Annotated in this window: 21 protein-coding genes; all 21 read left to right on the top strand. The window is 39.2% G+C overall.

Annotated features, from left to right (window positions below; all coding sequences use genetic code 11):
• Nucleotides 1-108: 108 nt before the first annotated feature.
• The 21 genes from dpaA to pgsA all read left to right on the top strand — a co-directional run bounded on the left by dpaA (nucleotide 109) and on the right by pgsA (nucleotide 23,142).
• Nucleotides 109-1,008: a dipicolinic acid synthetase subunit A gene (gene dpaA / locus ACFX4G_RS00415; protein ID WP_097824492.1), complete on the top strand. Its 900-nt coding sequence runs from the start codon at nucleotides 109-111 to the stop codon at nucleotides 1,006-1,008.
• Nucleotides 1,008-1,613 carry a dipicolinate synthase subunit B gene (locus ACFX4G_RS00410; protein ID WP_025750286.1) on the top strand — a complete coding sequence of 202 codons (606 nt, stop codon included), beginning with the start codon at nucleotides 1,008-1,010 and terminating at the stop codon, nucleotides 1,611-1,613. The genes dpaA and ACFX4G_RS00410 overlap by 1 nt, the downstream gene beginning before the upstream one ends.
• Before the next feature lie 191 nt (nucleotides 1,614-1,804).
• Nucleotides 1,805-2,848, top strand: coding sequence for an aspartate-semialdehyde dehydrogenase (asd, locus tag ACFX4G_RS00405; RefSeq protein WP_013058824.1), 1,044 nt, complete (start codon nucleotides 1,805-1,807; stop codon nucleotides 2,846-2,848).
• Nucleotides 2,849-2,887: 39 nt separating this feature from the next.
• The gene (dapG, locus tag ACFX4G_RS00400; RefSeq protein WP_013084757.1) at nucleotides 2,888-4,120 is read left to right on the top strand and encodes an aspartate kinase; all 1,233 of its coding nucleotides are present in this window, start codon (nucleotides 2,888-2,890) and stop codon (nucleotides 4,118-4,120) included.
• Nucleotides 4,121-4,195: 75 nt separating this feature from the next.
• Nucleotides 4,196-5,068, top strand: coding sequence for a 4-hydroxy-tetrahydrodipicolinate synthase (dapA, locus tag ACFX4G_RS00395; protein ID WP_043976529.1), 873 nt, complete (start codon nucleotides 4,196-4,198; stop codon nucleotides 5,066-5,068).
• A gap of 194 nt (nucleotides 5,069-5,262) precedes the next feature.
• Nucleotides 5,263-6,930: a ribonuclease J gene (locus tag ACFX4G_RS00390; RefSeq protein ID WP_377572573.1), complete on the top strand. Its 1,668-nt coding sequence runs from the start codon at nucleotides 5,263-5,265 to the stop codon at nucleotides 6,928-6,930.
• 105 nt (nucleotides 6,931-7,035) lie between these two features.
• On the top strand, nucleotides 7,036-7,788 hold the full coding sequence (locus ACFX4G_RS00385) for a ClpP family protease (RefSeq protein WP_013058820.1): 753 nt from the start codon (nucleotides 7,036-7,038) through the stop codon (nucleotides 7,786-7,788).
• Nucleotides 7,785-7,994, top strand: a complete 210-nt coding sequence (locus ACFX4G_RS00380) for a YlzJ-like family protein (RefSeq protein ID WP_043976531.1) — start codon at nucleotides 7,785-7,787, stop codon at nucleotides 7,992-7,994. Before ACFX4G_RS00385 ends, ACFX4G_RS00380 begins: the two co-directional genes overlap by 4 nt.
• A gap of 138 nt (nucleotides 7,995-8,132) precedes the next feature.
• Nucleotides 8,133-10,490: an FtsK/SpoIIIE family DNA translocase gene (locus ACFX4G_RS00375; RefSeq protein WP_043976532.1), complete on the top strand. Its 2,358-nt coding sequence runs from the start codon at nucleotides 8,133-8,135 to the stop codon at nucleotides 10,488-10,490.
• A 357-nt stretch (nucleotides 10,491-10,847) separates the two neighbouring features.
• Nucleotides 10,848-11,573 carry a GntR family transcriptional regulator gene (locus ACFX4G_RS00370; RefSeq protein ID WP_013058817.1) on the top strand — a complete coding sequence of 242 codons (726 nt, stop codon included), beginning with the start codon at nucleotides 10,848-10,850 and terminating at the stop codon, nucleotides 11,571-11,573.
• Between the two features lie 133 nt (nucleotides 11,574-11,706).
• Entirely contained in the window at nucleotides 11,707-12,795 is a 1,089-nt protein-coding gene (locus ACFX4G_RS00365; protein ID WP_013058816.1) for a BMP family lipoprotein, read from the top strand.
• 119 nt (nucleotides 12,796-12,914) lie between these two features.
• Nucleotides 12,915-14,444 (top strand): ABC transporter ATP-binding protein, encoded by a 1,530-nt coding sequence (locus tag ACFX4G_RS00360; protein ID WP_043976534.1) that lies wholly within the window; start codon nucleotides 12,915-12,917, stop codon nucleotides 14,442-14,444.
• On the top strand, nucleotides 14,441-15,502 hold the full coding sequence (locus tag ACFX4G_RS00355; protein WP_014458483.1) for an ABC transporter permease: 1,062 nt from the start codon (nucleotides 14,441-14,443) through the stop codon (nucleotides 15,500-15,502). Before ACFX4G_RS00360 ends, ACFX4G_RS00355 begins: the two co-directional genes overlap by 4 nt.
• On the top strand, nucleotides 15,499-16,458 hold the full coding sequence (locus ACFX4G_RS00350) for an ABC transporter permease (protein ID WP_377572570.1): 960 nt from the start codon (nucleotides 15,499-15,501) through the stop codon (nucleotides 16,456-16,458). The genes ACFX4G_RS00355 and ACFX4G_RS00350 overlap by 4 nt, the downstream gene beginning before the upstream one ends.
• 258 nt (nucleotides 16,459-16,716) lie before the next feature.
• Entirely contained in the window at nucleotides 16,717-18,012 is a 1,296-nt protein-coding gene (gene yfmF / locus ACFX4G_RS00345) for an EF-P 5-aminopentanol modification-associated protein YfmF (protein WP_013058812.1), read from the top strand.
• Nucleotides 17,999-19,282, top strand: a complete 1,284-nt coding sequence (gene yfmH / locus ACFX4G_RS00340) for an EF-P 5-aminopentanol modification-associated protein YfmH (RefSeq protein WP_025750276.1) — start codon at nucleotides 17,999-18,001, stop codon at nucleotides 19,280-19,282. The genes yfmF and yfmH overlap by 14 nt, the downstream gene beginning before the upstream one ends.
• A 63-nt stretch (nucleotides 19,283-19,345) precedes the next feature.
• The gene (ymfI, locus tag ACFX4G_RS00335) at nucleotides 19,346-20,071 is read left to right on the top strand and encodes an elongation factor P 5-aminopentanone reductase (RefSeq protein ID WP_377572568.1); all 726 of its coding nucleotides are present in this window, start codon (nucleotides 19,346-19,348) and stop codon (nucleotides 20,069-20,071) included.
• Between the two features lie 65 nt (nucleotides 20,072-20,136).
• Nucleotides 20,137-20,397, top strand: a complete 261-nt coding sequence (locus ACFX4G_RS00330; protein ID WP_013058809.1) for a DUF3243 domain-containing protein — start codon at nucleotides 20,137-20,139, stop codon at nucleotides 20,395-20,397.
• Between the two features lie 213 nt (nucleotides 20,398-20,610).
• Nucleotides 20,611-21,402 (top strand): DUF3388 domain-containing protein, encoded by a 792-nt coding sequence (locus ACFX4G_RS00325; RefSeq protein WP_013058808.1) that lies wholly within the window; start codon nucleotides 20,611-20,613, stop codon nucleotides 21,400-21,402.
• A 12-nt stretch (nucleotides 21,403-21,414) separates the two neighbouring features.
• Nucleotides 21,415-22,413 (top strand): helix-turn-helix domain-containing protein, encoded by a 999-nt coding sequence (locus ACFX4G_RS00320; RefSeq protein ID WP_322552393.1) that lies wholly within the window; start codon nucleotides 21,415-21,417, stop codon nucleotides 22,411-22,413.
• A gap of 144 nt (nucleotides 22,414-22,557) precedes the next feature.
• On the top strand, nucleotides 22,558-23,142 hold the full coding sequence (gene pgsA, locus ACFX4G_RS00315; protein ID WP_013058806.1) for a CDP-diacylglycerol--glycerol-3-phosphate 3-phosphatidyltransferase: 585 nt from the start codon (nucleotides 22,558-22,560) through the stop codon (nucleotides 23,140-23,142).
• The last annotated feature ends 4 nt before the right edge of the window (nucleotides 23,143-23,146 follow it).

Raw genomic sequence — 23,146 nt, 5'->3', positions numbered from 1 at the left:
GTTGAAGAAAAGCAATAGGCATTCTAGGGCGTAATGATAGCACTTTACATCTCGATGGTTTAAGCGAAAGATACATCTATTTAATGTTAAAGAAGGTGAAAATGAAACATGTTAACGGATTTGCACATAGCTGTAATTGGCGGTGATGCTAGGCAGCTTGAAGTCATTCGAAAATTAATTCAATTAGATGCAAAAACCTCTCTTATTGGTTTTGATCAGCTAGATCATGGTTTTACAGGTGCGACGAAATATCAGATAGAGGAGCTGGATTTTTCAGATGTTGACGCCATCATCCTTCCAGTGCCTGGAACAAATCACGAAGGGCAAGTAGATACTATTTTTTCAAATGAAAAAGTAGTGCTGACTGAAGAAATACTTAAAAAAACGCCTGAGCACTGCATTATTTATTCTGGTATTAGCAATGGGTATTTAAACGAATTAGTCAAAACGACAAACCGTAAACTCGTTCAGCTATTTGAGCGTGATGATGTAGCAATTTATAACTCTATTCCTACTGTTGAAGGTACCATCATGCTTGTTATTCAACATACGGATTTTACCATTCACGGTTCAAATATTTCTGTTCTAGGTTTAGGAAGAGTAGGAATGAGCGTGGCGAGGTCCTTTGCTGCACTCGGTGCCAATGTAAAAGTAGGAGCTAGAAAATCTGAACATTTAGCACGTATTGCTGAAATGGGTTTGCAACCTTTCTATCTTTCTGAACTCGATAAAGAAATTGCTGATAGTGATATATGTATTAACACCATTCCATACCCCATCTTAACGGCTAAGACATTATGTAATGTCCCGACCCATGCGCTCATTATTGATTTAGCTTCAAAGCCTGGAGGAACCGATTTCCGCTATGCGGAAAAACGAGGAATTAAAGCTATTTTAGCACCTGGTCTTCCAGGAATTGTGGCTCCAAAAACAGCAGGTCAGATTGTCGCTAATGTATTAGTGAATTTATTAAAAGACGCTGCGGATGCGAGAGAGGAGAAAAAATAATGTCATTAAAAGGTAAAAGAATAGGATTCGGCTTGACGGGATCTCACTGTACGTATGATGCGGTTATGCCGGAAATTGAAAAGCTTGTTAATTTGGGAGCAGAAGTGTTACCGGTCGTTTCTTACACTGTACAATCCACAAATACTCGTTTTGGAGATGGAGAAGACTGGGTGAAAAAAATTGAGGAATTAACGGGTCACGCCGTCATCAATACAATTGTAAAAGCAGAGCCTCTAGGACCGAAAATTCCGCTTGATTGTATGGTGGTTGCCCCAATCACTGGGAATACGATGAGTAAGTTTGCAAATGCAATGACTGAATCTCCGGTACTCATGGCAGCTAAAGCAACGCTTCGTAATAATAAGCCGGTGGTACTGGGAATTTCGACTAATGACGCACTAGGGCTAAATGGTGTAAACTTAATGAGGCTAATGGCGACTAAAAATATTTATTTTATTCCATTTGGTCAAGATGACCCGGTGTTTAAGCCGAATTCAATGGTAGCGCGTATGACGATGTTATCAGACACGGTGTACGCAGCGCTTGAAGATAAACAGATTCAGCCGGTTATTGTCGAAAGGTTCCGCGACGGTCAAGAGTCATAGGACATATATGCCTCTTGCTGTTGCATGAATCTATTCAATACTGCGGCTGTAAGAGAACTCTCAATCTCAAAGAAGAGAAGATTTTAAAAATCTTCTCTTCTTTGACGCAATGAAGCATAATAATATGTTAAAATAGTCAGTATATGCAGATAAATGTTGAGTAGTTGAAAATTGTTGGAGGCGGTATTAAAATGACAAGAGAATTACATGTAGCAGTAGTAGGAGCAACAGGTGCAGTAGGACAACAAATGATTAAAACCCTACAGGAGCGTAATTTTCCAGTTGGTAAATTAACGTTATTATCTTCAGCTCGTTCAGCTGGTAAAAAAGTGTTGTTTAACGGAGAAGAAGTTGTTGTGCAAGAAGCAACTCCTGATAGCTTTGAAGGCGTAGATATTGCTTTATTCAGTGCAGGCGGGAGCATTTCAAAAGCACTTGCACCAGAGGCAGTAAAACGCGGAGCAATCGTTGTAGACAACACAAGCGCTTATCGAATGGATGAAAATGTCCCGTTAGTTGTGCCGGAAGTGAATGAAGACGCATTACACGCACATAACGGAATCATTGCTAATCCAAACTGCTCTACAATTCAAATGGTTGCAGCATTACAGCCATTACGCGAAACATACGGCTTATCTAAAGTGCTAGTATCAACGTATCAAGCCGTTTCTGGAGCAGGCGCTGCTGCAATTAATGAATTAAAAGAACAAGCCAAAGCTATTTTAGAAGAAAAAGAGTTTACACCGGAAATTTTACCGGTTGGTGGAGATAAAAAACATTATCAAATTGCTTTTAATGCCATTCCGCAAATTGATAAATTTCAAGATAACGGTTTTACATTTGAAGAAATGAAAATGATTAATGAAACGAAGAAAATTATGAGCATGCCTGAATTGCCAGTAGCTGCTACTTGTGTTCGTCTACCGGTTGTAACAGGTCATTCAGAGTCAGTGTACATTGAAATTGAAAAAGACGGTGTAACGGTAGCTGATGTGAAAAATTTATTGGCTGATGCACCTGGTATCGTATTGCAAGATGATCCAGAAAATCAAGTATATCCAATGCCAGCAGATTGTGTAGGTAAACGAGATGTGTTTGTCGGCCGTATTCGTAAAGATTTAGATCGCGATAACGGTTTCCATATGTGGATCGTTTCTGATAACTTGTTAAAAGGTGCAGCTTGGAATTCTGTACAAATTGCAGAATCACTTATTAAGCTTAGCTTAGTAAAATAAGTGCAACCAGAGTGTCTCGGAACATGATGAGGTGTAAGTATGAAAATAATCGTCCAAAAATTTGGAGGAACTTCCGTTCGTAACGAAGAAGGAAGAGCGAGAGCAATCTATCATTTAAATAATGCATTAAGTGAGGGTTACAAAGTAGTCGTTGTTGTATCGGCAATGGGGCGAAAAGGTGAGCCGTATGCAACGGATACATTGCTTTCACTTGTTGATGGAAATAAAGCGTCTCTTAATAAACGTGAGCTTGATATGCTTATGGCATGCGGAGAATTAATTTCATCAGTAGTGTTTACGAATTTATTAAACGAAAATGGTATTAAAGCTACAGCGTTAAACGGTGCACAGGCCGGGTTTGTGACGAATGATGATTTTACCAATGCTAAGATACTAGAAATGAAATGCGACCGTTTGTTAAAAGAATTAGAAGAATACGATGTAGTTGTTGTAACAGGCTTTCAAGGGGCAACTACTGAAGGTGATACAACAACGCTTGGACGCGGAGGCAGCGATACATCTGCTTCAGCTTTAGGTGCAGCCCTTATGGCTGATTACATTGACATTTTCACAGATGTAGAAGGTGTGATGACAGCGGACCCGCGTATTGTAGAAGATGCAAGACCGCTATCCGTTGTCACATATAACGAAATATGCAACATGGCTTATCAAGGTGCAAAAGTAGTTCACCCACGTGCCGTAGAGATTGCCATGCAAGCCAAAGTGCCGATGCGCGTCCGTTCCACGTATGCTGATTCAACAGGTACGCTCGTTACATCTCAAGGTGAAGCACAGCAGCGTGGCAGCGATGTGCAAGAACGCCTTGTAACAGGCATCGCGCACGTATCCAACGTCACTCAAATTAAAGTTTTTAGTAAAGAAGGCCATTATGATACGCAAGCAGAAGTATTCAAAGCAATGGCACAAGAAAAAATCAGCGTAGATTTTATCAATATTTCACCGAAGGGTGTTGTATATACGGTAACAGATGAAGCAACTGACAAAGCGATTGATGTGCTTCATGCGCTAGGGTATGAGCCGGCTGTTATTCGTAACTGTGCCAAAGTGTCAACGGTTGGAGCAGGAATTGCAGGGGTGCCTGGTGTTACCTCTAAAATTGTTACAGCCCTTTCTGGCGAAGGTATTCAGATTTTACAATCTGCTGACAGCCATACGACGATTTGGGTGCTTGTAAAAGAAGAGGATTTAAAGAAAGCCGTTAATGCTCTTCATGGTGCCTTTGACTTGTCAAAAGCACCGCAAAAGAGATAAACTACATGTTCCGTTAGCTATAAGCTAACGGTTCATTACATGAATAGGGATAATGCAATTTCAAGGAGTGAAAACATGATTGATTTTGGGAAAGTCGCAACAGCGATGGTAACGCCTTTTGATCATAAAGGAAATATTGATTTTGAAAAAACAACGCAGCTTATTAACTATTTAATCAGCAACGGTTCGGATGCGTTGGTTATTGCAGGAACAACGGGTGAATCCCCTACGCTTTCAACAGAAGAAAAGCTGGCGCTGTTCCGCCACTCAGTAAAGGTAGTAGACGGCCGTGTACCTGTTGTGGCTGGTACAGGAAGCAACAATACGTATGCATCAATTGAATTAACGAAAAAGGCAGAAGAAATCGGCGTAGATGCGATTATGATTGTAGCACCTTATTACAACAAGCCGAATCAGGAAGGCTTATATCAGCACTTTAAAACAATTGCTGAAAGTACAGAGCTGCCTGTCATGTTATACAATATTCCGGGGCGATCCGTGATCAATATGTCTGTTGATACAATTGTGCGCCTAGCTGAACTGCCAAATGTTGTAGCGTTAAAAGATGCAAGCGGAGATCTTGACGCAATGACAGCTATTATCGCACAAACAAGCAATGATTTTGCTTTATACAGCGGTGATGATGGTTTAACACTACCGGTACTAGCAATTGGAGGAACTGGTATTATTTCTGTTGCCTCTCACATTATTGGGAATGAAATGCAAGAGATGGTTAAGCTGTATGAGTCAGGAAATCCGAAGGAAGCAGCAAAAATTCATCAGCGTATTGTACCTGTTATGAAATCTCTTTTTGCAGCTCCAAGTCCAACACCTGTTAAAACGGCTTTACAGTTGAAAGGGTTAGACGTAGGATCGGTACGATTACCTTTAGTTCCGTTAACGGAAGAAGAACGCCAAACGTTAGTCAGCACATTAAATACGCTATAAGCTATAAGTATGTTTTTTAAACGTCTCTTCATTGACCGTATATACGAGTCGATGAAGAGACGTTTTTTTCTTATAAGATAATAGAAGAGCAGATGACGGAAATAGACGAATGAAATTTCTTGTATTCCAATTCTTACTTCAGTTATAATGTAAGCAAATGAAATTGTACGGGTGAAAGTAAGTAGGAGGAGCTTATGGTACTAGAAAAGACAGAAAATATTAAAATTTCAGCCTTGGGTGGAGTCGGAGAACTTGGAAAAAACATGTATGTGGTGGAAATCAATGAAAACATATATGTGTTAGATGCAGGATCAAAGTTTCCGGGAGGGGAAATGTTAGGAATTGATATTGTCATTCCTGACATTACATATTTAGTAGAAAATCAGCAGAACGTAAAAGGCATATTTGTTACTCATGGACACGAAGAACAAATTGGCGCTATTCCCTTTATACTTCAAAAATTGGATGTGCCTGTATATGGTACAGAATTAACGCTAGCACTTATCAAAGAAAAGTTAAAAGAATATGGAATTAAAAAATATGAAGCTTTACATCCTATCACTTCGTCAACGGTTTTATCGTTTGAAGGAGTAGATATTTCATTTTTCAGAACGCAGCACAGCATCCAAGATTCAGTCGGCATTTGTTTACAAACAAATCAAGGTGCGATTGTATATACAGGTGATTTTAAATTTGATCAAAATTCAGTCAGCATTCAAAGCGCTGATATTGGAAAAATGGCTGCCATTGGGGACCAAGGCGTCCTGTGTTTGCTTTCAGACAGTACAAATGCGGATAAGCCAGGCTATACAGTTTCCGAAGCCGTCATTGGACAAAATATTACCGACGCTTTTTATAAAAGCAAAGGTCGAATCATTGTTGCTGCATACAGTTCCAATCTGCACCGTATTCAGCAAATCATTCATGCCGCATATCAGCACGGCCGCAATCTGATCGTTATGGAAAAAAATATGCTGAAAATCATTGATATTGCAGCAAAACTTGGACATTTGCAGCTGCCTGAGGATTTAATTGTTCCTGTGCAAAAGCTAAAAGATCTTCCAGAACATGAAACGGTTATTTTAACAACAGGTCATCACGGAGAGCCGATTTTAGGTCTTACTCGAATGGCTAAACAGTCCCATAAATTTATTCAAATCAAACAAGATGACACGGTCCTGCTGGCTGCTACACCTGTGGCGGGGCACGAAACGACCTTTTCAAAAACAATTGATGTCATCTTTCGTTTAGGAGCAAGCGTAGTGTTTGCTCAGAAGAAAGTGCAGGCTTCCGGACACGGCAGTCAAGAAGAATTAAAATTTATGATTAACTTAACAAAGCCGAAATATGTCATGCCTGTGAATGGAGAGTATCGAAAACAAAAAGCTTATGCAAAGCTGGCCGGTCAATTAGGAATATCAGAAGATCATATTTGTTTGCTTGAGAAAGGTGAGCGAGTTGAGTTTAAAGATGCTCGGATGTACCCTAGCGGTTCTATTCAAGCAGGAAATACGCTCATTGATGGACTAGGCGTCGGTGATATTGGAAATATCGTTCTGAGAGACCGCAGGCTGCTGTCGCAGGACGGAATCTTAACGGTAGTAGTTACGATTAATAAACGCCAAAAAACGGTAGTAGCGGGGCCAGAAATCATCTCGCGCGGATTCGTCTATGTAAGAGAATCAGAAAAGCTTTTAGAAGAAGCAACGAAGATTGTTCAGCAAATTTTAGAAAAGTGTATGGAAGACAAAGTGATCGAGTGGTCTTCATTAAAATTAAAAATGAGAGAAAGTTTAAATCAATTTTTATATGAAAAAACCCGTCGTAAACCGATGATTTTACCGATTATCATGGAAATCTAATGTGAAGCCTTCCCGCTGGGAAGGCTTTTTATTTGCAGCTGATGCGGATGTAATAACTATGAGAAGTTCATACTACTACTATCAATAAGTGAAAGGAGCTAGAATATGTTTGAAAATAACGAAAGATTACATTCTGATGAAGCGCCTCAGCAGCCTAATAAAAATGAAGAAAGCAAGGGCGGAATATTAGATAAAATTCAACAACTAGGACAGACCAACGTGGCTCAGCTTCCTCAGGATTCTAATATTCACTGTTTAACGATTGTAGGGCAAATCGAAGGGCACATGCAGCTGCCTCCTCAAAACAAAACGACAAAATATGAGCATGTCATCCCGCAAATTGTGGCGATCGAACAAAATCCAAAAATTGAAGGATTGCTTATTATTTTGAATACAGTAGGTGGAGATGTAGAAGCGGGTCTTGCAATTGCTGAAATGATTGCTTCGTTATCCAAGCCTTCTGTGTCGATTGTGTTAGGAGGCGGACATTCAATCGGTGTTCCAATTGCGGTTTCAACTGATTATTCGTATATTGCCGGTACAGCGACCATGACCATTCACCCTATTCGCTTAACAGGTCTTGTTATTGGTGTACCGCAAACATTTGAATACTTAGATAAAATGCAAGAGCGCGTGATTAACTTTGTGAGAGAACACTCTCATATTTCAGAAGAAAAGTTTAAAGAACTTATGTTTTCAAAAGGGAATTTAACGCGTGATATCGGGACAAATGTAGTTGGCGGAGATGCTGTTTCATACGGGTTAATTAACGAAGTAGGGGGAGTTGCTCAAGCGATCAAAAAGTTGAATGAACTGATTGAGCAAGGGCGTCAGAATGAGGAGCAGCTGCTGCAATGATTTTGTATACAATGATGCCGCAAGAACTAATCTTTCAGCAGTCTTATCAACAAGAACAATCTCAGCCAAAGCTTATTAACCATAATGGAATCCCGGTTATTGTTGAAGAAAATGAACAAAAGCAACAGCAAATTGTGAGGATTTTAAGCACGAATCCTCAAGATTATTTGAATGAAAATTATTATCCTGGTCAAATTTTGTCGTAAGGATTTCAGTATAATTATGGTGAATATGGTATAATGAATATGACGAAGAAGGCAGCCACTGTATTGGCTGCTTTTTTATTCAACTGATAAAAGAAACAAAATCAACATAGAGTGTTGGACGTTGATTGGAGTGGAAAAATGGCAAAGAAAAAACGAAGAGGTCAAATAAAAAAGGATGAATGGAAACGCATATTGCGCTTTGAGCTTATTGGCTTACTTTTATTAGCATTAACGTTAATTGCCATGGCAGGACTTGGTGCTGTAGGACAGGCCCTTGTACTAGTGGTCCGCTTATTTATTGGCGAATGGTATATGCTGTGTTTAATCGGAATGGCTATTCTATCTGTTTATATTATTTGGAAAAGGGAAATGCCTCCTTTAGTGACGCGGCAGCTTATCGGTACATATCTCATTATTTTATCTATTTTACTGTTTAGTCATGTTACGTTATTTGAAAATTTATCAAAAAATGGAACGTTTACAGATCCGTCTGTCATTATGAACACGTGGGATTTGTATATGCTCGAAGCAACGGGTCAATCAAATCACAGCGATTTAGGCGGAGGGATGATAGGAGCTATTATGTTTGCCATGTTCTACTATCTATTTGATAGCTTAGGAACAGAACTTATCGCTGCCTTGCTTATTGTGATTGGGGTACTGCTTATTACCGGACGTTCGCTTCACGAAACGGTATTAAAACTTTTGTCACCTCTAGTGAATTTTTTAACAACGGAGTTAAAAGAAGGCTGGCAAGATATTCAGACGTGGAAACATAAAAAGAAAAAAGCCCCTAAAACAACAAAAAAGAGACGCCAAGAAAAAGCTGTTCAAGAACCTGAAGAAAGCATGGACATAGAAGTAGAAGCACCTTCGCCTCCAATTATTGAACACTTTGACTACGGAGAGGAAGAGTCTAGTCAACCTCCTGCTGCTCCTATAGCTCCGGTGCCGCCGGTTATGGAATCGAAGCCTGTAGCTGCTGCACCGCAACAGCCAAGGCCACAAAAGGAAAAGGAAGAAGAAAAAGCTCCTATGATTACATTTACTGAAACGGAAAATAAAGAGTATGAGCTTCCTCCTATCAAGCTATTAACGATGCCAAAGAAAAGCAACCAGGCAAAAGAGCATAAAAACATTTATAAAAATGCCGAAAAACTTGAAAAAACGTTTCAAAGTTTCGGCGTAAAAGCAAAAGTGGCAAAAGTTCACCTTGGACCAGCTGTTACAAAATATGAAGTATATCCTGATGTAGGAGTAAAAGTAAGTAAGATTGTCAATTTAAGTGATGATCTAGCACTTGCATTAGCTGCCAAAGATATTCGGATTGAAGCTCCAATTCCCGGGAAATCAGCGGTAGGAATTGAAGTGCCGAACGAAGAAGTAGCGATGGTTTCACTTAGAGAAGTACTTGAAGCAACTGAAAATAACCGACCGGATAAAAAGCTATTAGTTGGTTTAGGAAGAGATATTTCAGGCGAAGCTGTGCTAGCAGAGCTTAATAAAATGCCTCATATGCTTGTAGCAGGGGCAACAGGAAGCGGAAAAAGTGTGTGTATCAACGGTATTATTATTAGTATTTTAATGAGGACAAAGCCTCATGAAGTAAAATTAATGATGATTGACCCTAAAATGGTTGAGCTCAATATGTACAATGGTATTCCACATTTATTGGCTCCTGTTGTAACGGATCCGAAAAAAGCTTCTCAAGCCTTAAAGAAAGTTGTAAATGAAATGGAGCGACGTTATGAGCTGTTTTCACACAGCGGAACGAGAAACATTGAAGGATATAACGATTTAGTAAAACGTATGAATGACGATGGAGACGCCGATGCAAAACAGCCGACTCTTCCTTATATTGTGGTGATTGTCGATGAGTTGGCTGACTTGATGATGGTTGCTTCGTCTGACGTCGAAGATTCGATCACACGTCTTGCTCAAATGGCTCGTGCTGCCGGCATTCATTTAATTATTGCTACACAGCGACCATCAGTAGATGTTATTACGGGAGTTATTAAAGCTAACATTCCTTCCCGAATCGCTTTTAGTGTATCTTCACAAACTGACTCTCGTACGATCTTAGATATGGGAGGAGCTGAAAAGCTTCTAGGAAGAGGAGATATGCTGTTCATGCCTGTTGGAGCTTCAAAACCTGTGCGTGTGCAAGGTGCCTTTTTATCAGATGAAGAAGTAGAAGAAATTGTTGATTTTGTAATTGCACAGCAAAAAGCGCAGTATCAAGAAGAAATGATTCCAACCGATGCTCCTGAACAAGTTGATGATTTTGCAGATGAGTTATATGATGAAGCGGTACAGCTTGTAGCAGAAATGCAAACAGCTTCTGTTTCTATGCTGCAGCGACGCTTTCGAATTGGCTATAACCGGGCTGCACGCTTGATCGATGCAATGGAAGAGCGTGGAGTGGTGGGGCCTTATGAAGGAAGTAAGCCGCGTTCCGTGCTGATTTCTCAGCAAAATGAGGATGTTGGATCTTAATAAGTTTCATAAAAAAGATGACTTGCATATGTGCAAGTCATCTTTTTTATGAAACGAAAGAGAGGAAGAATAGTATCATACAAAAATGTGTCATGCTAAATAAATGAAATAAAAACGAATATTAAAAAATTTAATGACTAAATTGTTTGGTTTTTATCTAATATTAGAAGAAAAGCAGGTTGTTAGGTATGCTGACATTAAAAAATAACAAAAATTCATTTTTTTAAAAAAATAATAAAAATTTTAATAAAAAATTAATATAACCTATTTATTTATCTGTCGAAAAATGATATATTATTTTCGATTAAGTAGTCGAACATCAGAGGTCTGATGACTTTTTAATATGGAGGAAGAGTGATGTCTATACGTGCGGATAATCGGCACTTGTATTTACAAGTGATTGATAAAATTAAACAAAATATAGAAAAAGGAATTTTTAAAGAAAAGGAAAGACTCCCTTCAGAGTTTGATTTATCAAAGCAGCTAGGGGTTAGCCGCGCAACGCTACGTGAGGCACTTCGCATATTAGAAGAAGAGAATATTATTGTTCGCAGACACGGCGTGGGAACATTTGTCAACACGAAGCCTACTTTTTTGTCAGGGATTGAGCAATTAAATAGTATAACACATATGATTGAACAAGCCGGTATGAAGGCTGGAACAATCTTCTTATCTTCTCAAATACAAGAGTTGTCTGAAAATGATTTAACACGTTTTGCTTGCGGGGAAGATGAACAGATTTTATTTGTTGAACGGGTGAGAACGGCAAACGGAGAGCCGGTGGTATATTGCATGGACAAGGTTCCTCAAAAAATATTGCCTGAAAATTTTGAATATAAACAAGAGTCATTGCTAGAAATTCTTGAAAAACAAGCAGGAAAACACATTTCATACGCCGTGGCAAACATTGAGCCTCTAGGCTATCATGAAAAAGTTTCTCCTATTTTACAATGCGAACCAGAAACCGCTTTGCTTGTACTGAAACAAATGCATTATGACCAGCATGATGAACCCATTTTATATTCCATCAATTATTTTAAAGCAGATCAATTCAGTTTCCAAGTACTGCGTAAACGCGTCTAGTTTTTTTGTGTTTAAATGTCAGAAAATTTACAACTGTTTAACATTGTCCTTTTAAGGAGGTGTCAAATGTAGGTCACAAGGACGAAATAGAAAATTGGCTTTATACTTTTAAAACTATTCAGGGGGTTAAAACATGTTAAAACGTAAAACGGGACTTGCATTATCACTAGTATTAGCGGCAGGAACACTTTTAAGCGCGTGTGGCTCAGACGACGCAGGTAAAAGCGGCGGAGATAAAAAAGCGGCGGATTTTAAAGTGGGAATGGTAACAGATACGGGCGGGGTAGATGATAAATCGTTTAACCAATCTGCTTGGGAAGGTCTGACAAAGTTCGGGAAAGATAACGGACTTGATGAAGGAACTGGATATAAGTATTTGCAGTCTACAAAAGCATCTGAATACGAGAGCAATCTTTCTAAATTTGCTGAGAGTGGCTATAACTTGACGTATGGAATTGGCTTTTTATTAAAAGAAGATATTAAAAAAGCAGCAAAGCAGTATCCTGATGCTAACTTTGCATTAGTAGACGATACGCTAAAGTCAGAGAACTTAGATAACGTGGCAAGCATTCTATTTAAAGAAGAGCAAGGCTCCTTCTTAGTAGGGGTAGTGGCAGCTAAACAAACAAAAACGAACAAAATCGGCTTTATCGGAGGCGTTGAATCTCCATTAATCAAGAAGTTTGAAAACGGATTTAAAGCAGGTGTTAAATCTGTAAACCCAGATGCTGAAGTTATCTCTCAATACGCAGAAAGTTTTAACTCTCCAGAAAAAGGTTCGGCTATTGCTTCTACGATTTACAGCAAAGGCGCTGATATTATTTATCAAGCGGCTGGCGGTACTGGAAACGGCGTATTTACAGAAGCTAAAAACCGTTCAAAAGGCGGGAAAGACAAAAAAGTTTGGGTAATTGGAGTTGACCGCGATCAGCATGAAGAAGGTATGCCTGAAAACGTAACTTTAACTTCGATGGTTAAACGCGTTGACTTGGCTGTAGAAGATGTTGCTAAAAAAGCAATGGACGACAAATTCCCAGGTGGTAAAGAAGTTGTGTTTGGCTTAAAAGAAGACGGAGTAGGAATCGCTCCATCACAAGATAATGTAAGCAAAGATGCGTTAAAAGCAGTTGATGAGTATAAGCAAAAAATTCTAGACGGTGACATTACAGTGCCTCAAACGGATAAAGAATTTAAAGAGTTTGAAAAAACGCTTAAAAAATAAGCTGACGTCTGTTAAGCAATGATTATATGAGTATAAAAGGCTAGTGAAAACTAGCCTTTTTTATAGCCAAAAAACGGAAGACAGAATCCTGTAGCAGGCAGGAATAGGGAGTGAAAGCAGTGGAATATGTTATTGAAATGCTAGATATTCGCAAAGAGTTTCCTGGTATTGTCGCTAATGACAATATTACACTCCAAGTGAAAAAGGGAGAAATTCATGCTCTGTTAGGAGAAAATGGTGCGGGTAAGTCAACGCTGATGAACGTTTTATTTGGACTTTATCAGCCTGAAAAAGGGCAGATTCGTGTAAACGGCCAAGAAGTCAAAATCACGGATCCTAACGTAGCGAATGACTTAGGAATTGGGATGGTTCATCAGCATTTTATGCTCGTTCAAAACTTTACAGTAACAGAAAATATTATTCTTGGAAACGAACCGACGCGAACGGGCAAAATTAATATTAAAAAAGCAGCTCAAGATATTCAAGAGCTTTCAAATCAATATGGATTATCGGTAGATCCATATGCGAAGATTCAAGATATCTCAGTTGGCATGCAGCAGCGAGTGGAAATTTTAAAGACGCTTTACAGAGGAGCTGACATTCTTATTTTTGATGAACCTACTGCCGCCTTAACACCTCAGGAAATTACGGAATTAATTCAAATTATGAAAAAGTTAATTCAAGAAGGAAAGTCGATTATTTTAATTACGCATAAATTAAAAGAAATTATGTCAGTGTGTGACCGCTGTACAATTATCCGAAAAGGCGTCGGGGTTGGCACGGTAAATGTGCAAGAGACCAACCCTGATGAACTTGCTGCTTTAATGGTAGGAAGAGAAGTGCATTTTAAAACTGAAAAGAAAACAGCGACTCCAAAAGAAGCTGTGTTAACAATAAAAGAATTAGTAGTAGAAGACAGCCGAGGAGTAGAGGCTGTAAGTTCACTTAATCTAAGCGTTCGGGCAGGCGAAATTGTAGGCATCGCGGGTGTAGATGGTAATGGTCAAACAGAGCTGATTGAGGCAATTACGGGTCTGAGAAAAATAAAGTCGGGCTCGATCACATTAAAAAATCAAGAATTGTCTACGTTATCCACTCGTAAAATTACGGAGTCAGGAATAGGACATATTCCGCAGGATCGTCATAAGCACGGACTGGTATTAGATTATACAATAGGTGAAAATATTGGTCTTCAAACGTATTATCAAAAGCCGATGTCTAAATCAGGTATTTTAAATTATAAAGAGATGTATAAAAAGGCAAAAGAACTAATTGCAGAATATGATGTGCGAACGCCTAGTGAATATACACAAGCGCGATCGCTATCGGGGGGGAATCAGCAAAAAGCCATTATTGCCCGTGAAGTAGACCGCAGTCCGGAACTATTAATTGCAGCTCAGCCAACGAGGGGGCTCGACGTAGGAGCCATTGAATTTATTCATAAAAAGCTGATTGAAGAACGAGATAAAGGACGAGCAGTGTTGCTCGTTTCGCTAGAACTCGATGAAGTAATAAATTTAAGCGATCGCATTGCGGTTATTTATGAAGGAAAAATAGTCGACATTGTAGATCCAAAAGAAACGAATGAACAAGAGTTAGGCTTATTAATGGCAGGCGGTACGCGTGAGAAAGCGGGTGGAACAGCATGAATAAACTTGTGAAAAATGAACGTGTAATGATGATTTTGATCCCTGTTGTATCGGCCATATTAGGGCTCATTGCCGGAGCGGTTATTATGTTGCTAGGCGGCTATGATCCAATGCTTGGCTATCAATCTCTTTTTGACGGGATGTTTGGAACGCCAAAAGCTATTGGAGAAACGATTCGTGCCATGACTCCTCTTGCTCTGGCTGGTATCGCGGTTGCGTTTGCTTATAAAACCGGTCTCTTTAACATTGGAGTAGAAGGACAGCTTTTAGTTGGCTGGTTGGCTTCAGTATGGGTTGGGTATGCGTTTGATTTACCAGCGGTTATTCATATTCCTTTAGCTGTATTAGCAGCAGCTGCAGCTGGAGCAGTTTGGGCGTTTATTCCAGGATTTTTAAAGGCAAAATTTCATGTTCATGAAGTAATTGTTTCCATAATGATGAATTATATTGCCCTTTATACAACGAGCAGCTTAATCCGTACGTATTTATATGCGGGTAATGAAAAATCGTATGATATTAAAGAATCGGCATCTTTAGCATCAAGCTTTTTAGCGCAGTTAACCAATAACTCCCGCCTTCATTACGGCATTCTTATTACCATCGCTGCAGCCGTCGTAATGTGGTTTATTTTGAATAAAACAGCTAAGGGCTTCGAGCTAAGAGCTGTTGGTTTTAATCAACATGCTTCACAGTATGCAGGAATGAATGTAGGCCGAAACATTGTGTTATCCATGGCGATTTCAGGGGCTTTTGCCGGGCTTGCCGGGGCAATGGAAGGGCTTGGAACATTTCAGTATATGGGCACATTCACTGCATTTACGGGTACGGGGTTTGACGGTATCGCCGTAGCCCTGTTAGGAGCTAACAGCGCAATTGGAATTTTATTAGCTTCATTCTTTTTCGGAGGATTGCAAACGGCGGCTCCTCAAATGAACTTTATGACAGGGGTACCGTCTGAATTAATTCAAATTGTCATTGCGCTTATTATCTTTTTTGTTGCATCTAGTTATTTAATTCGCTGGGTGCTTGGCCGTGCAGGCAAGGGGGGAGCAAAATGAACTTCTTAGAGGTGTTAGCCATTATTATTCCAGCGGCGCTTTATTCAGCTGCACCGCTTATCTTTACCGCGCTCGGAGGGATATTTAGTGAACGTTCCGGGGTCGTGAACATCGGGTTAGAAGGGCTGATGATGTTTGGCGCGTTCACAGGTATTGTTTCAACCCTTTTACTTCAGGATTCATTAGGTGCTTGGGCCCCGTGGGTAGCGATAGTAATTGCGGCTGTTGTTTGCGCTGTGTTTTCGCTGATTCATGCTGTTGCAAGTATTACATTAAAAGCAGATCAAACTGTAAGTGGGGTAGCGCTGAATTTTCTAGCTGCGGGTCTTTCAATCTTTTTAATCAAAAAGATTTTTGGAAAAGGACAAACAGATTTTATCCAATTCCGTATCGATAAAGTAAGTATTCCAGGTCTATCAGACATTCCAGTAATCGGCAAAATTCTGTTTTCGAATGTTCCTATTACGTCTTATATTGCAATTGCGCTAGCTTTTGCTGTATGGTACATCATTTATAAAACGCCGTTTGGTCTTCGTCTTCGTTCAGTTGGTGAACATCCAATGGCAGCAGACACGATGGGGATCAAAGTTGTGAGAATGCGTTACGTTGGCGTTATGATTTCCGGCATGTTCGCTGGAATCGGCGGAGCGGTGTATGCTACGTCTATCGCTACAAACTTTGCAGCGGGAACGATTGCTGGACAAGGGTTCCTTGCTATTGCAGCTATGATTTTTGGAAAATGGCATCCTATTGGTGCTTTAGGTGCAGCCATGTTTTTCGGATTAGCACAGTCCTTGAGTATCACGGGAGCTCAGATTCCGATTATTCAAGATATTCCATCCGTCCTTTTAACCATTGCACCGTACGTATTAACAATTTTAGCACTCACTGGTTTTGTAGGACGCGCTGAGGCTCCTAAAGCGCTAGGCGTTCCTTATGAAAAAGGCCGCCGCTAATAAATCCTCTATACGAGGTCTAACAATGACTAAAATTGGATAAATATAGAAGGTGGAGACGAAGAAATCATATTCTTTTCTCCGCCTTTTTTTCATTGAGAGAAAGAATATGAAAAGAAATGAGGAAGCGCGCGGCAAGTTACTTGAAAATGTTTCCTTGAATTCGATATAGTGGTTATAAGACTAAAATTAGCGTTAAAGATTCAAAATAGAAGTATTGTCTAGTTAATACATCAAAATTTAAAAGGAGGTTTATATATGAAATTATTGACTGAACAAAAACATGAACTAGAAGGATTGACTGTTCATACCATTCAAACAGCTAAGTACAAAACAAACACGTTCATTTTAAAACTAAATGCCCCTTTAGATAAGAAAACGGTGACAATGCGTGCCCTTTTACCTTATGTGCTTCAAAGCGCTACCGAGTCGCTGCCGTCTACGACAAAGCTTCGTACATATTTAGATGAGCTTTATGGTGCTACTTTACAAGTAGACTTAACAAAAAAAGGTGATAACCACGATATTACGATTCGCATTGATATAGCGAATGAAAAATATTTGAAAGATTCAACTCCGCTTTTGCAAAAAGCGTTAGCGCTTCTTGGCGATATTTTATTAAAGCCAGCAGTTGAAGGGGACTCTTTTTTAAAGGATATTATGACAAAAGAAAAGCGTTCGCTTCGTCAGAGAATTCAAGCCGTATTTGATGATAAAATGCGCTATGCTAATTTAAGACTAGTCGAAGAAATGTGTAAAGAAGAACCTTACTCTTTACATGTAAACGGTCAAATTGACGACGTGGAAGAAATTACAGGTGAAAGTTTGTACGCCTATTATCAGCAGGTGTTAAAAGAAGATGCCATTCACCTTTATGCTATTGGAGATTTGCAAGTCGAAGAGGTTTTACAAACAGTAAAAGAAACATTTACGTTACCAAAGCGCGAGCAAAAAGACATTGAAGATTCTATTACGTCTAAAGATATCTCAAAAGTAAATGAAGTAGTGGAAAAACAAGAAGTAAAACAAGGGAAATTAAATATTGGCTACCGCACAAATGTTGTATACGGAGATAGACAGTATTTTGCTCTGCAAGTATTTAACGGTATATTCGGAGGTTTCTCACATTCTAAGCTATTTATCAATGTGCGTGAAAAAGCAAGCTTAGCCTATTATGCCGCTTCAAGGGTAGAAAGTCATAAGGGATTACTGATGGTCATGTCGGGTATTGATGCTAAAAATTACGACCAAGCCGTGACCATTATTAAAGAACAAATGCAGGAGATGAAGCAAGGGTCGTTCACAGACGGCGAAATCGCTCAAACAAAAGCCGTCATTCACAATCAGCTGCTTGAAACGGTGGATACTCCACGAGGACTAGTAGAGGTTATGTATCATAATGAATTAACAGGCAAAGACATTTCAATTGACGAATACTTAAAGCATATTGATGCGGTATCTAAGCAGGAAATTATTAAAGTGGCTGAGAAAATTGAAATGGATACAATTTATTTCTTAACAGGAACGGGCGGTGAAGAAAATGGAGAAAATTGAATTTTCGCAGCTTCAGGAACAGCTGTATCATGAAAAAATGGATAACGGGCTACAGGTATATATTTTGCCAAAGCCGGAGTTTAACAAAACGTTTGCTACCTTTACAACGAACTACGGATCGATTGACAATCAATTCGTACCGCTAAATGAAAATGAAATGACAAAAGTTCCGGACGGAATCGCACACTTTTTAGAGCATAAATTATTTGAAAAAGAAGACGGGGATGTCTTTCAGCAGTTTAGTAAACAAGGCGCTTCGGCCAATGCATTTACTTCTTTTACCCGCACAGCTTACTTATTCAGCTGTACGTCAAATTTTGAAGAAAACCTTGAAACATTAGTGGACTTTGTACAAGAGCCGTACTTCTCAGAAAAAACGGTCGAAAAAGAAAAAGGCATTATCGGTCAAGAAATTACAATGTATGACGACAATCCGGACTGGCGCTTGTATTTTGGCACCATTCAAAATATGTACAAAAACCACCCTGTTAAAATTGATATTGCCGGCACGATCGAATCGATTTCACATATTAATAAAGATTTGCTGTATACATGCTATGAAACGTTCTACCATCCAAGCAACATGCTGTTGTTCATTGTAGGTCCTGTTGATGCGGAAAAAGTAATGAAGCAAGTCCGAGACAATCAGCAGAAAAAAGATTATAAAGAAATCTCTGACATACAGCGTCATTTTGACGAAGAGCCTGAAACGGTGGATCAAGAAAAACAAGTACTAAAAATGCCGGTGCAGTCTTCTAAATGTATGGTGGGTCTAAAAGCGAAAAATCCGCAGCGTTCAGGTGGAGAAATGCTTAAATATGAGTTAGCAATGAATATTATTTTAGATTACGCATTTGGAAAAAGCTCTTCGTACTATGAGGAATTATATGCAGACGGGCTCATTGATGAAACATTTGCTTATGATTATACGGAGGAAAGAGGATTTGGTTTTGCTCTTATCGGAGGAGATACGGACCAACCGGAGCAGCTGTATGATCGAGTTAAACAAATTTTACTTGAAATGAAAACAAAATCACTAACAGAAGAGGAGCTTGAGCGTATCCGTAAAAAGAAAATTGGCGGATTTTTACGTTCATTAAACTCACCTGAGTTTATCGCTAATCAGTTTACACGCTATGCATTTAATGATATGAATTTATTTGATATTGTTGAAACGCTGGAAAAACTGAAGGTGAACGAAATAAAAGATGTGCTAAACGAGATTATTGATGAAAAGAACTTTACGGTTTGTGAAGTAGTACCTAAATAAAGATGATTGTTGCCAAAAAAGCTGATGTTCATCAGCTTTTTTGCATGTAAAGGAGAGAAGGTTATGGAGAAATTTGCCCTTGTGACAGGTGCAAGCGGAGGAATTGGCACAGCGATTGCTAAGCAATTGGCTGAGGATGGATATTCGCTTATTTTGCATTACCATCAACGAAGAGACAGAATAGAGGCGCTTGCACATGAGCTTGCTGAAAAGGTAAAAACCGTGTTTACGGTACAAGCGGATTTATCATGTAAAGAGGAAGTGGAGAAGTTTTTAGAGGAAATTATTGTTCCGGTAGAAGTTATTATTCATAACAGCGGACGAAGCGTTAGCGGGTTAATGACAGATACTCCGGCAAAAGAAACTGAAGAAATGATCTATCTTCACATCACGGCTCCCTTTGTTATTACCAAAGCTTTATTACCTAAAATGATTAGTGCTAAAAGCGGACAAATCATCATGATTTCTTCCATTTGGGGACTTACAGGAGCTTCATTTGAAGTCCTTTATTCAATGGTAAAAGGTGCACAAAATACATTTGTAAAAGCTTTGGCGAAAGAGGTTGCACTAAGTGGGGTTCGAGTAAATGGAGTTGCGCCCGGAGCGATTGAAACGGATATGATGGCCAGCTATTCAAAAGAAGAGGTCAAAGAGCTGGCTGAAGAGATCCCTTTAGGAAGAATAGGATATCCAAAAGAAGTGGCAGAGGCGGTTTCATATTTAATATCTTCACGAGCTTCCTACATAACGGGACAAATATTATCGGTTAATGGCGGCTGGTACATATAAAGTGTGCATAAAATCAAAAACAAGGTACAAACTATGATATGAATAAACCTTAAGGAGGGCTACTCATGTCAGTATTAGAAAACTGGGATAGCTGGAAAGATTTTTTAGGCGACCGTTTACATCATGCGCAAAACGAAGGAATGCAAGAAGAAGTTATTCATGATCTTGCTTATCAAATTGGTGGATATTTAGCAAACCAAGTTGATGCAAAAAATGATCAAGAGCGAATTTTAGCAGACCTTTGGAGCGTTGCTTCTAAAGAAGAGCAGCATGCGATTGCGAGCAGCATGGTGAAATTAGTTCAAAATAACGGATCAGTAAAATAAGTTATCGTTTCTAAAAAGGAGCTAATTCACCGCGTGTGAGAGCTCCTTTTTTCTTAGAAATAAATAGTACAAATAAATAAGCGCTTACATACATAACAAATGTAGAACTACTTGTCTTTAGGGTTTATAATAGAATGGAAATCATTTATAGTTAAACTAGGTGAAAAAAAGGGGGCACCTCTCGAAGGCCAGCCAAGAAATGGGAGGGGTTTGATGGAGAAAATTGAGTGGTATTTAGAATATCAAATACAAAAAAATCGTCCGGGTCTTTTAGGTGATATTTCATCGCTTCTTGGAATGTTGTCAATTAATATTGTCACAATTAATGGAGTGGATGATATTCGCCGCGGATTATTGCTGCGCTGTGATTCACATGAGCAAATAGACAGGCTTGAATCTATTTTGAAAACAATGGATAATATCATTGTGACAAAAATGAGACCGCCTAAATTGCGTGATAAGTTAGCAGTGCGTCACGGCCGCTATATTCAGCGGGACGCAGATGATAAAAAGACGTTCCGTTTCGTAAGAGATGAATTAGGTTTGCTCGTAGATTTTATGGCGGAACTGTTTAAACAAGACGGTCATAAGCTTATCGGCATTCGAGGTATGCCGCGAGTAGGCAAAACCGAATCCATTGTAGCGGCTAGCGTATGTGCAAACAAAAGGTGGCTTTTTGTGTCTTCTACACTCTTAAAACAAACGATTCGCAGTCAGCTTATTGCTGACGAATACAACGCCGATAATATTTTTATTATTGACGGGATTGTATCGACAAAACGAGCGAATGAAAAGCACTGGCAGCTTGTACGAGAAGTAATGAATGTACCCGCGACAAAAATTGTGGAGCATCCGGATGTATTTGTACAAAATACCGAGTATTCGTTAGATGATTTTGCCTACATTATTGAAATAAGAAACGACCCCAATGAGAAAATTACATATGAAATAATGGAAGGTCCTCAAATGTTTCAAGACGGTGGATTATCGATGTTTGATTTTTAGCATAATTGGTAGGTGTTAGCATTGACAGAGTTAGGACAAAGGTTAAGACAAGAACGAGAAAGCAAAGGATTGTCGTTAGAAGATTTACAAAAACTAACGAAAATTCAAAAGCGCTATTTACTTGGCATTGAAGAAGGCAATTATGAGGTTATGCCTGGGAAATTTTACGTACGAGCGTTTATTAAGCAATACTGCGAAGCAATTGGGTTGGACACAGATGCTATTTTTGAAGAATACAAATCAGACATTCCTTCAACTCAAACAGAAGACATGCCGCAGCAGCTTTCGCGCGTTCGCAGCCGCAAAGAAATTCCTCAGCATACAAAAGGAGTTTCAAAAGCATATGACTACCTTCCAACTGTTCTAGTGGTGGCGGGAGTTGTAGTTGTTGGGATTATTATTTGGGTAATCGCTCAAAATATCGTCTCGGATAAAAACAAGGAGCAGGCTAACCAAGAAGCTCCAAACAGCGAAGTTCAGCAGTCTAACACGCAGGAAGAAACGAATGAAACTACTGCAAAAAATGACAATAGCAACTCAGAAGATGAACAAAGTGCTGCTGATAAGAAAGAACAAGAAAAAGAAAAAGCTGAAAAAGAAAAAGCCGCAAAAGAAAAAGCTGAGAAAGAAAAAGCTGAGAAAGAAAAAGCGGAAAAAGAAAAGAAAGACAGCGGTAAACAAGAATACAAGGAAGTTCAAAAAACAGGCAGAAGTGCTACGTATGCTCTTTCCGGTGCAGATGCATTTAATCTAGAAGTAACATCCACTCAAGCAGATACTTGGTTAGATGTGAAAAATGGAAAAGGAAATGCTTTCTTTAGCTCCATTCTAAAAAAAGGTGAAACAAAAGAATTTGATTTGACGAAAGAAACTGAAGCTCGTGTCAACATCGGTTATTCACCTGGGGTAGAGTTAAAAGTAAATGGAAAAGCGGTTGACTTGCCGTTTGATTCATCCAAGCAAGTTCGACAAGTTGTAACGATTCAATATCAGCCGGCAGAAGCACAGTAAACACCCTGTTTTAAAAAGTGATCAGGGTGTAAATAAAGATAATATGTGAATTAATCACTCATTCACGCTATAATAAAACCAAAGCCGTGCAAACAACTTCGTTTGCACGCTTTCAGTTTGTAACAGTAATTGGAGGCAGAAGAAGTGAATTTACCAAACAAGATTACCATTTCGCGGATTTTTCTAATTCCCGTATTCCTCATTTTTATGATGGTGCCGCTACCATTTGGCACAGTAGAGGCGGCAGGAAAAGAGATTCCGATCGCTCACCTATTAGGGGCAGCATTATTTATTATTGCATCTACAACAGACTGGATAGACGGATACTATGCTCGAAAGTACGATTTAGTCACGAACTTGGGCAAATTTTTAGATCCACTAGCAGACAAGCTATTGGTTTCAGCTGCGCTTGTAGCTATTGTTGACTTAGATTTAATTGCAGGTGCAGGATGGGCTGCTATCATCATTATTAGCCGGGAATTTGCTATCACTGGTTTAAGACTTGTACTAGCAGGGGAAGGGGAAGTTGTAGCAGCCAATATGTTAGGTAAAATTAAAACATGGACTCAAATTTTAGCTATTTCAGCTATTCTGTTGTATAACTTGCCTTTTGAATGGGTTTCCATTCCATTTGCTAGCGTAATGCTTTGGATCTCAGTGATTTTTACGGTTATTTCAGGCTGGGACTACTTTGCTAAAAACAAACAGGCTTTTGTTAATTCAAAATAAGTAA

Origin of the sequence: Priestia sp. YIM B13486, assembly GCF_042787865.1 — a bacterium.
Taxonomy (GTDB): Bacteria; Bacillota; Bacilli; order Bacillales; family Bacillaceae_H; genus Priestia; species Priestia megaterium.
The sequence above is the reverse complement of the archived record's forward strand: the minus strand, read 5'-3'. Positions and strand labels throughout refer to the sequence as shown.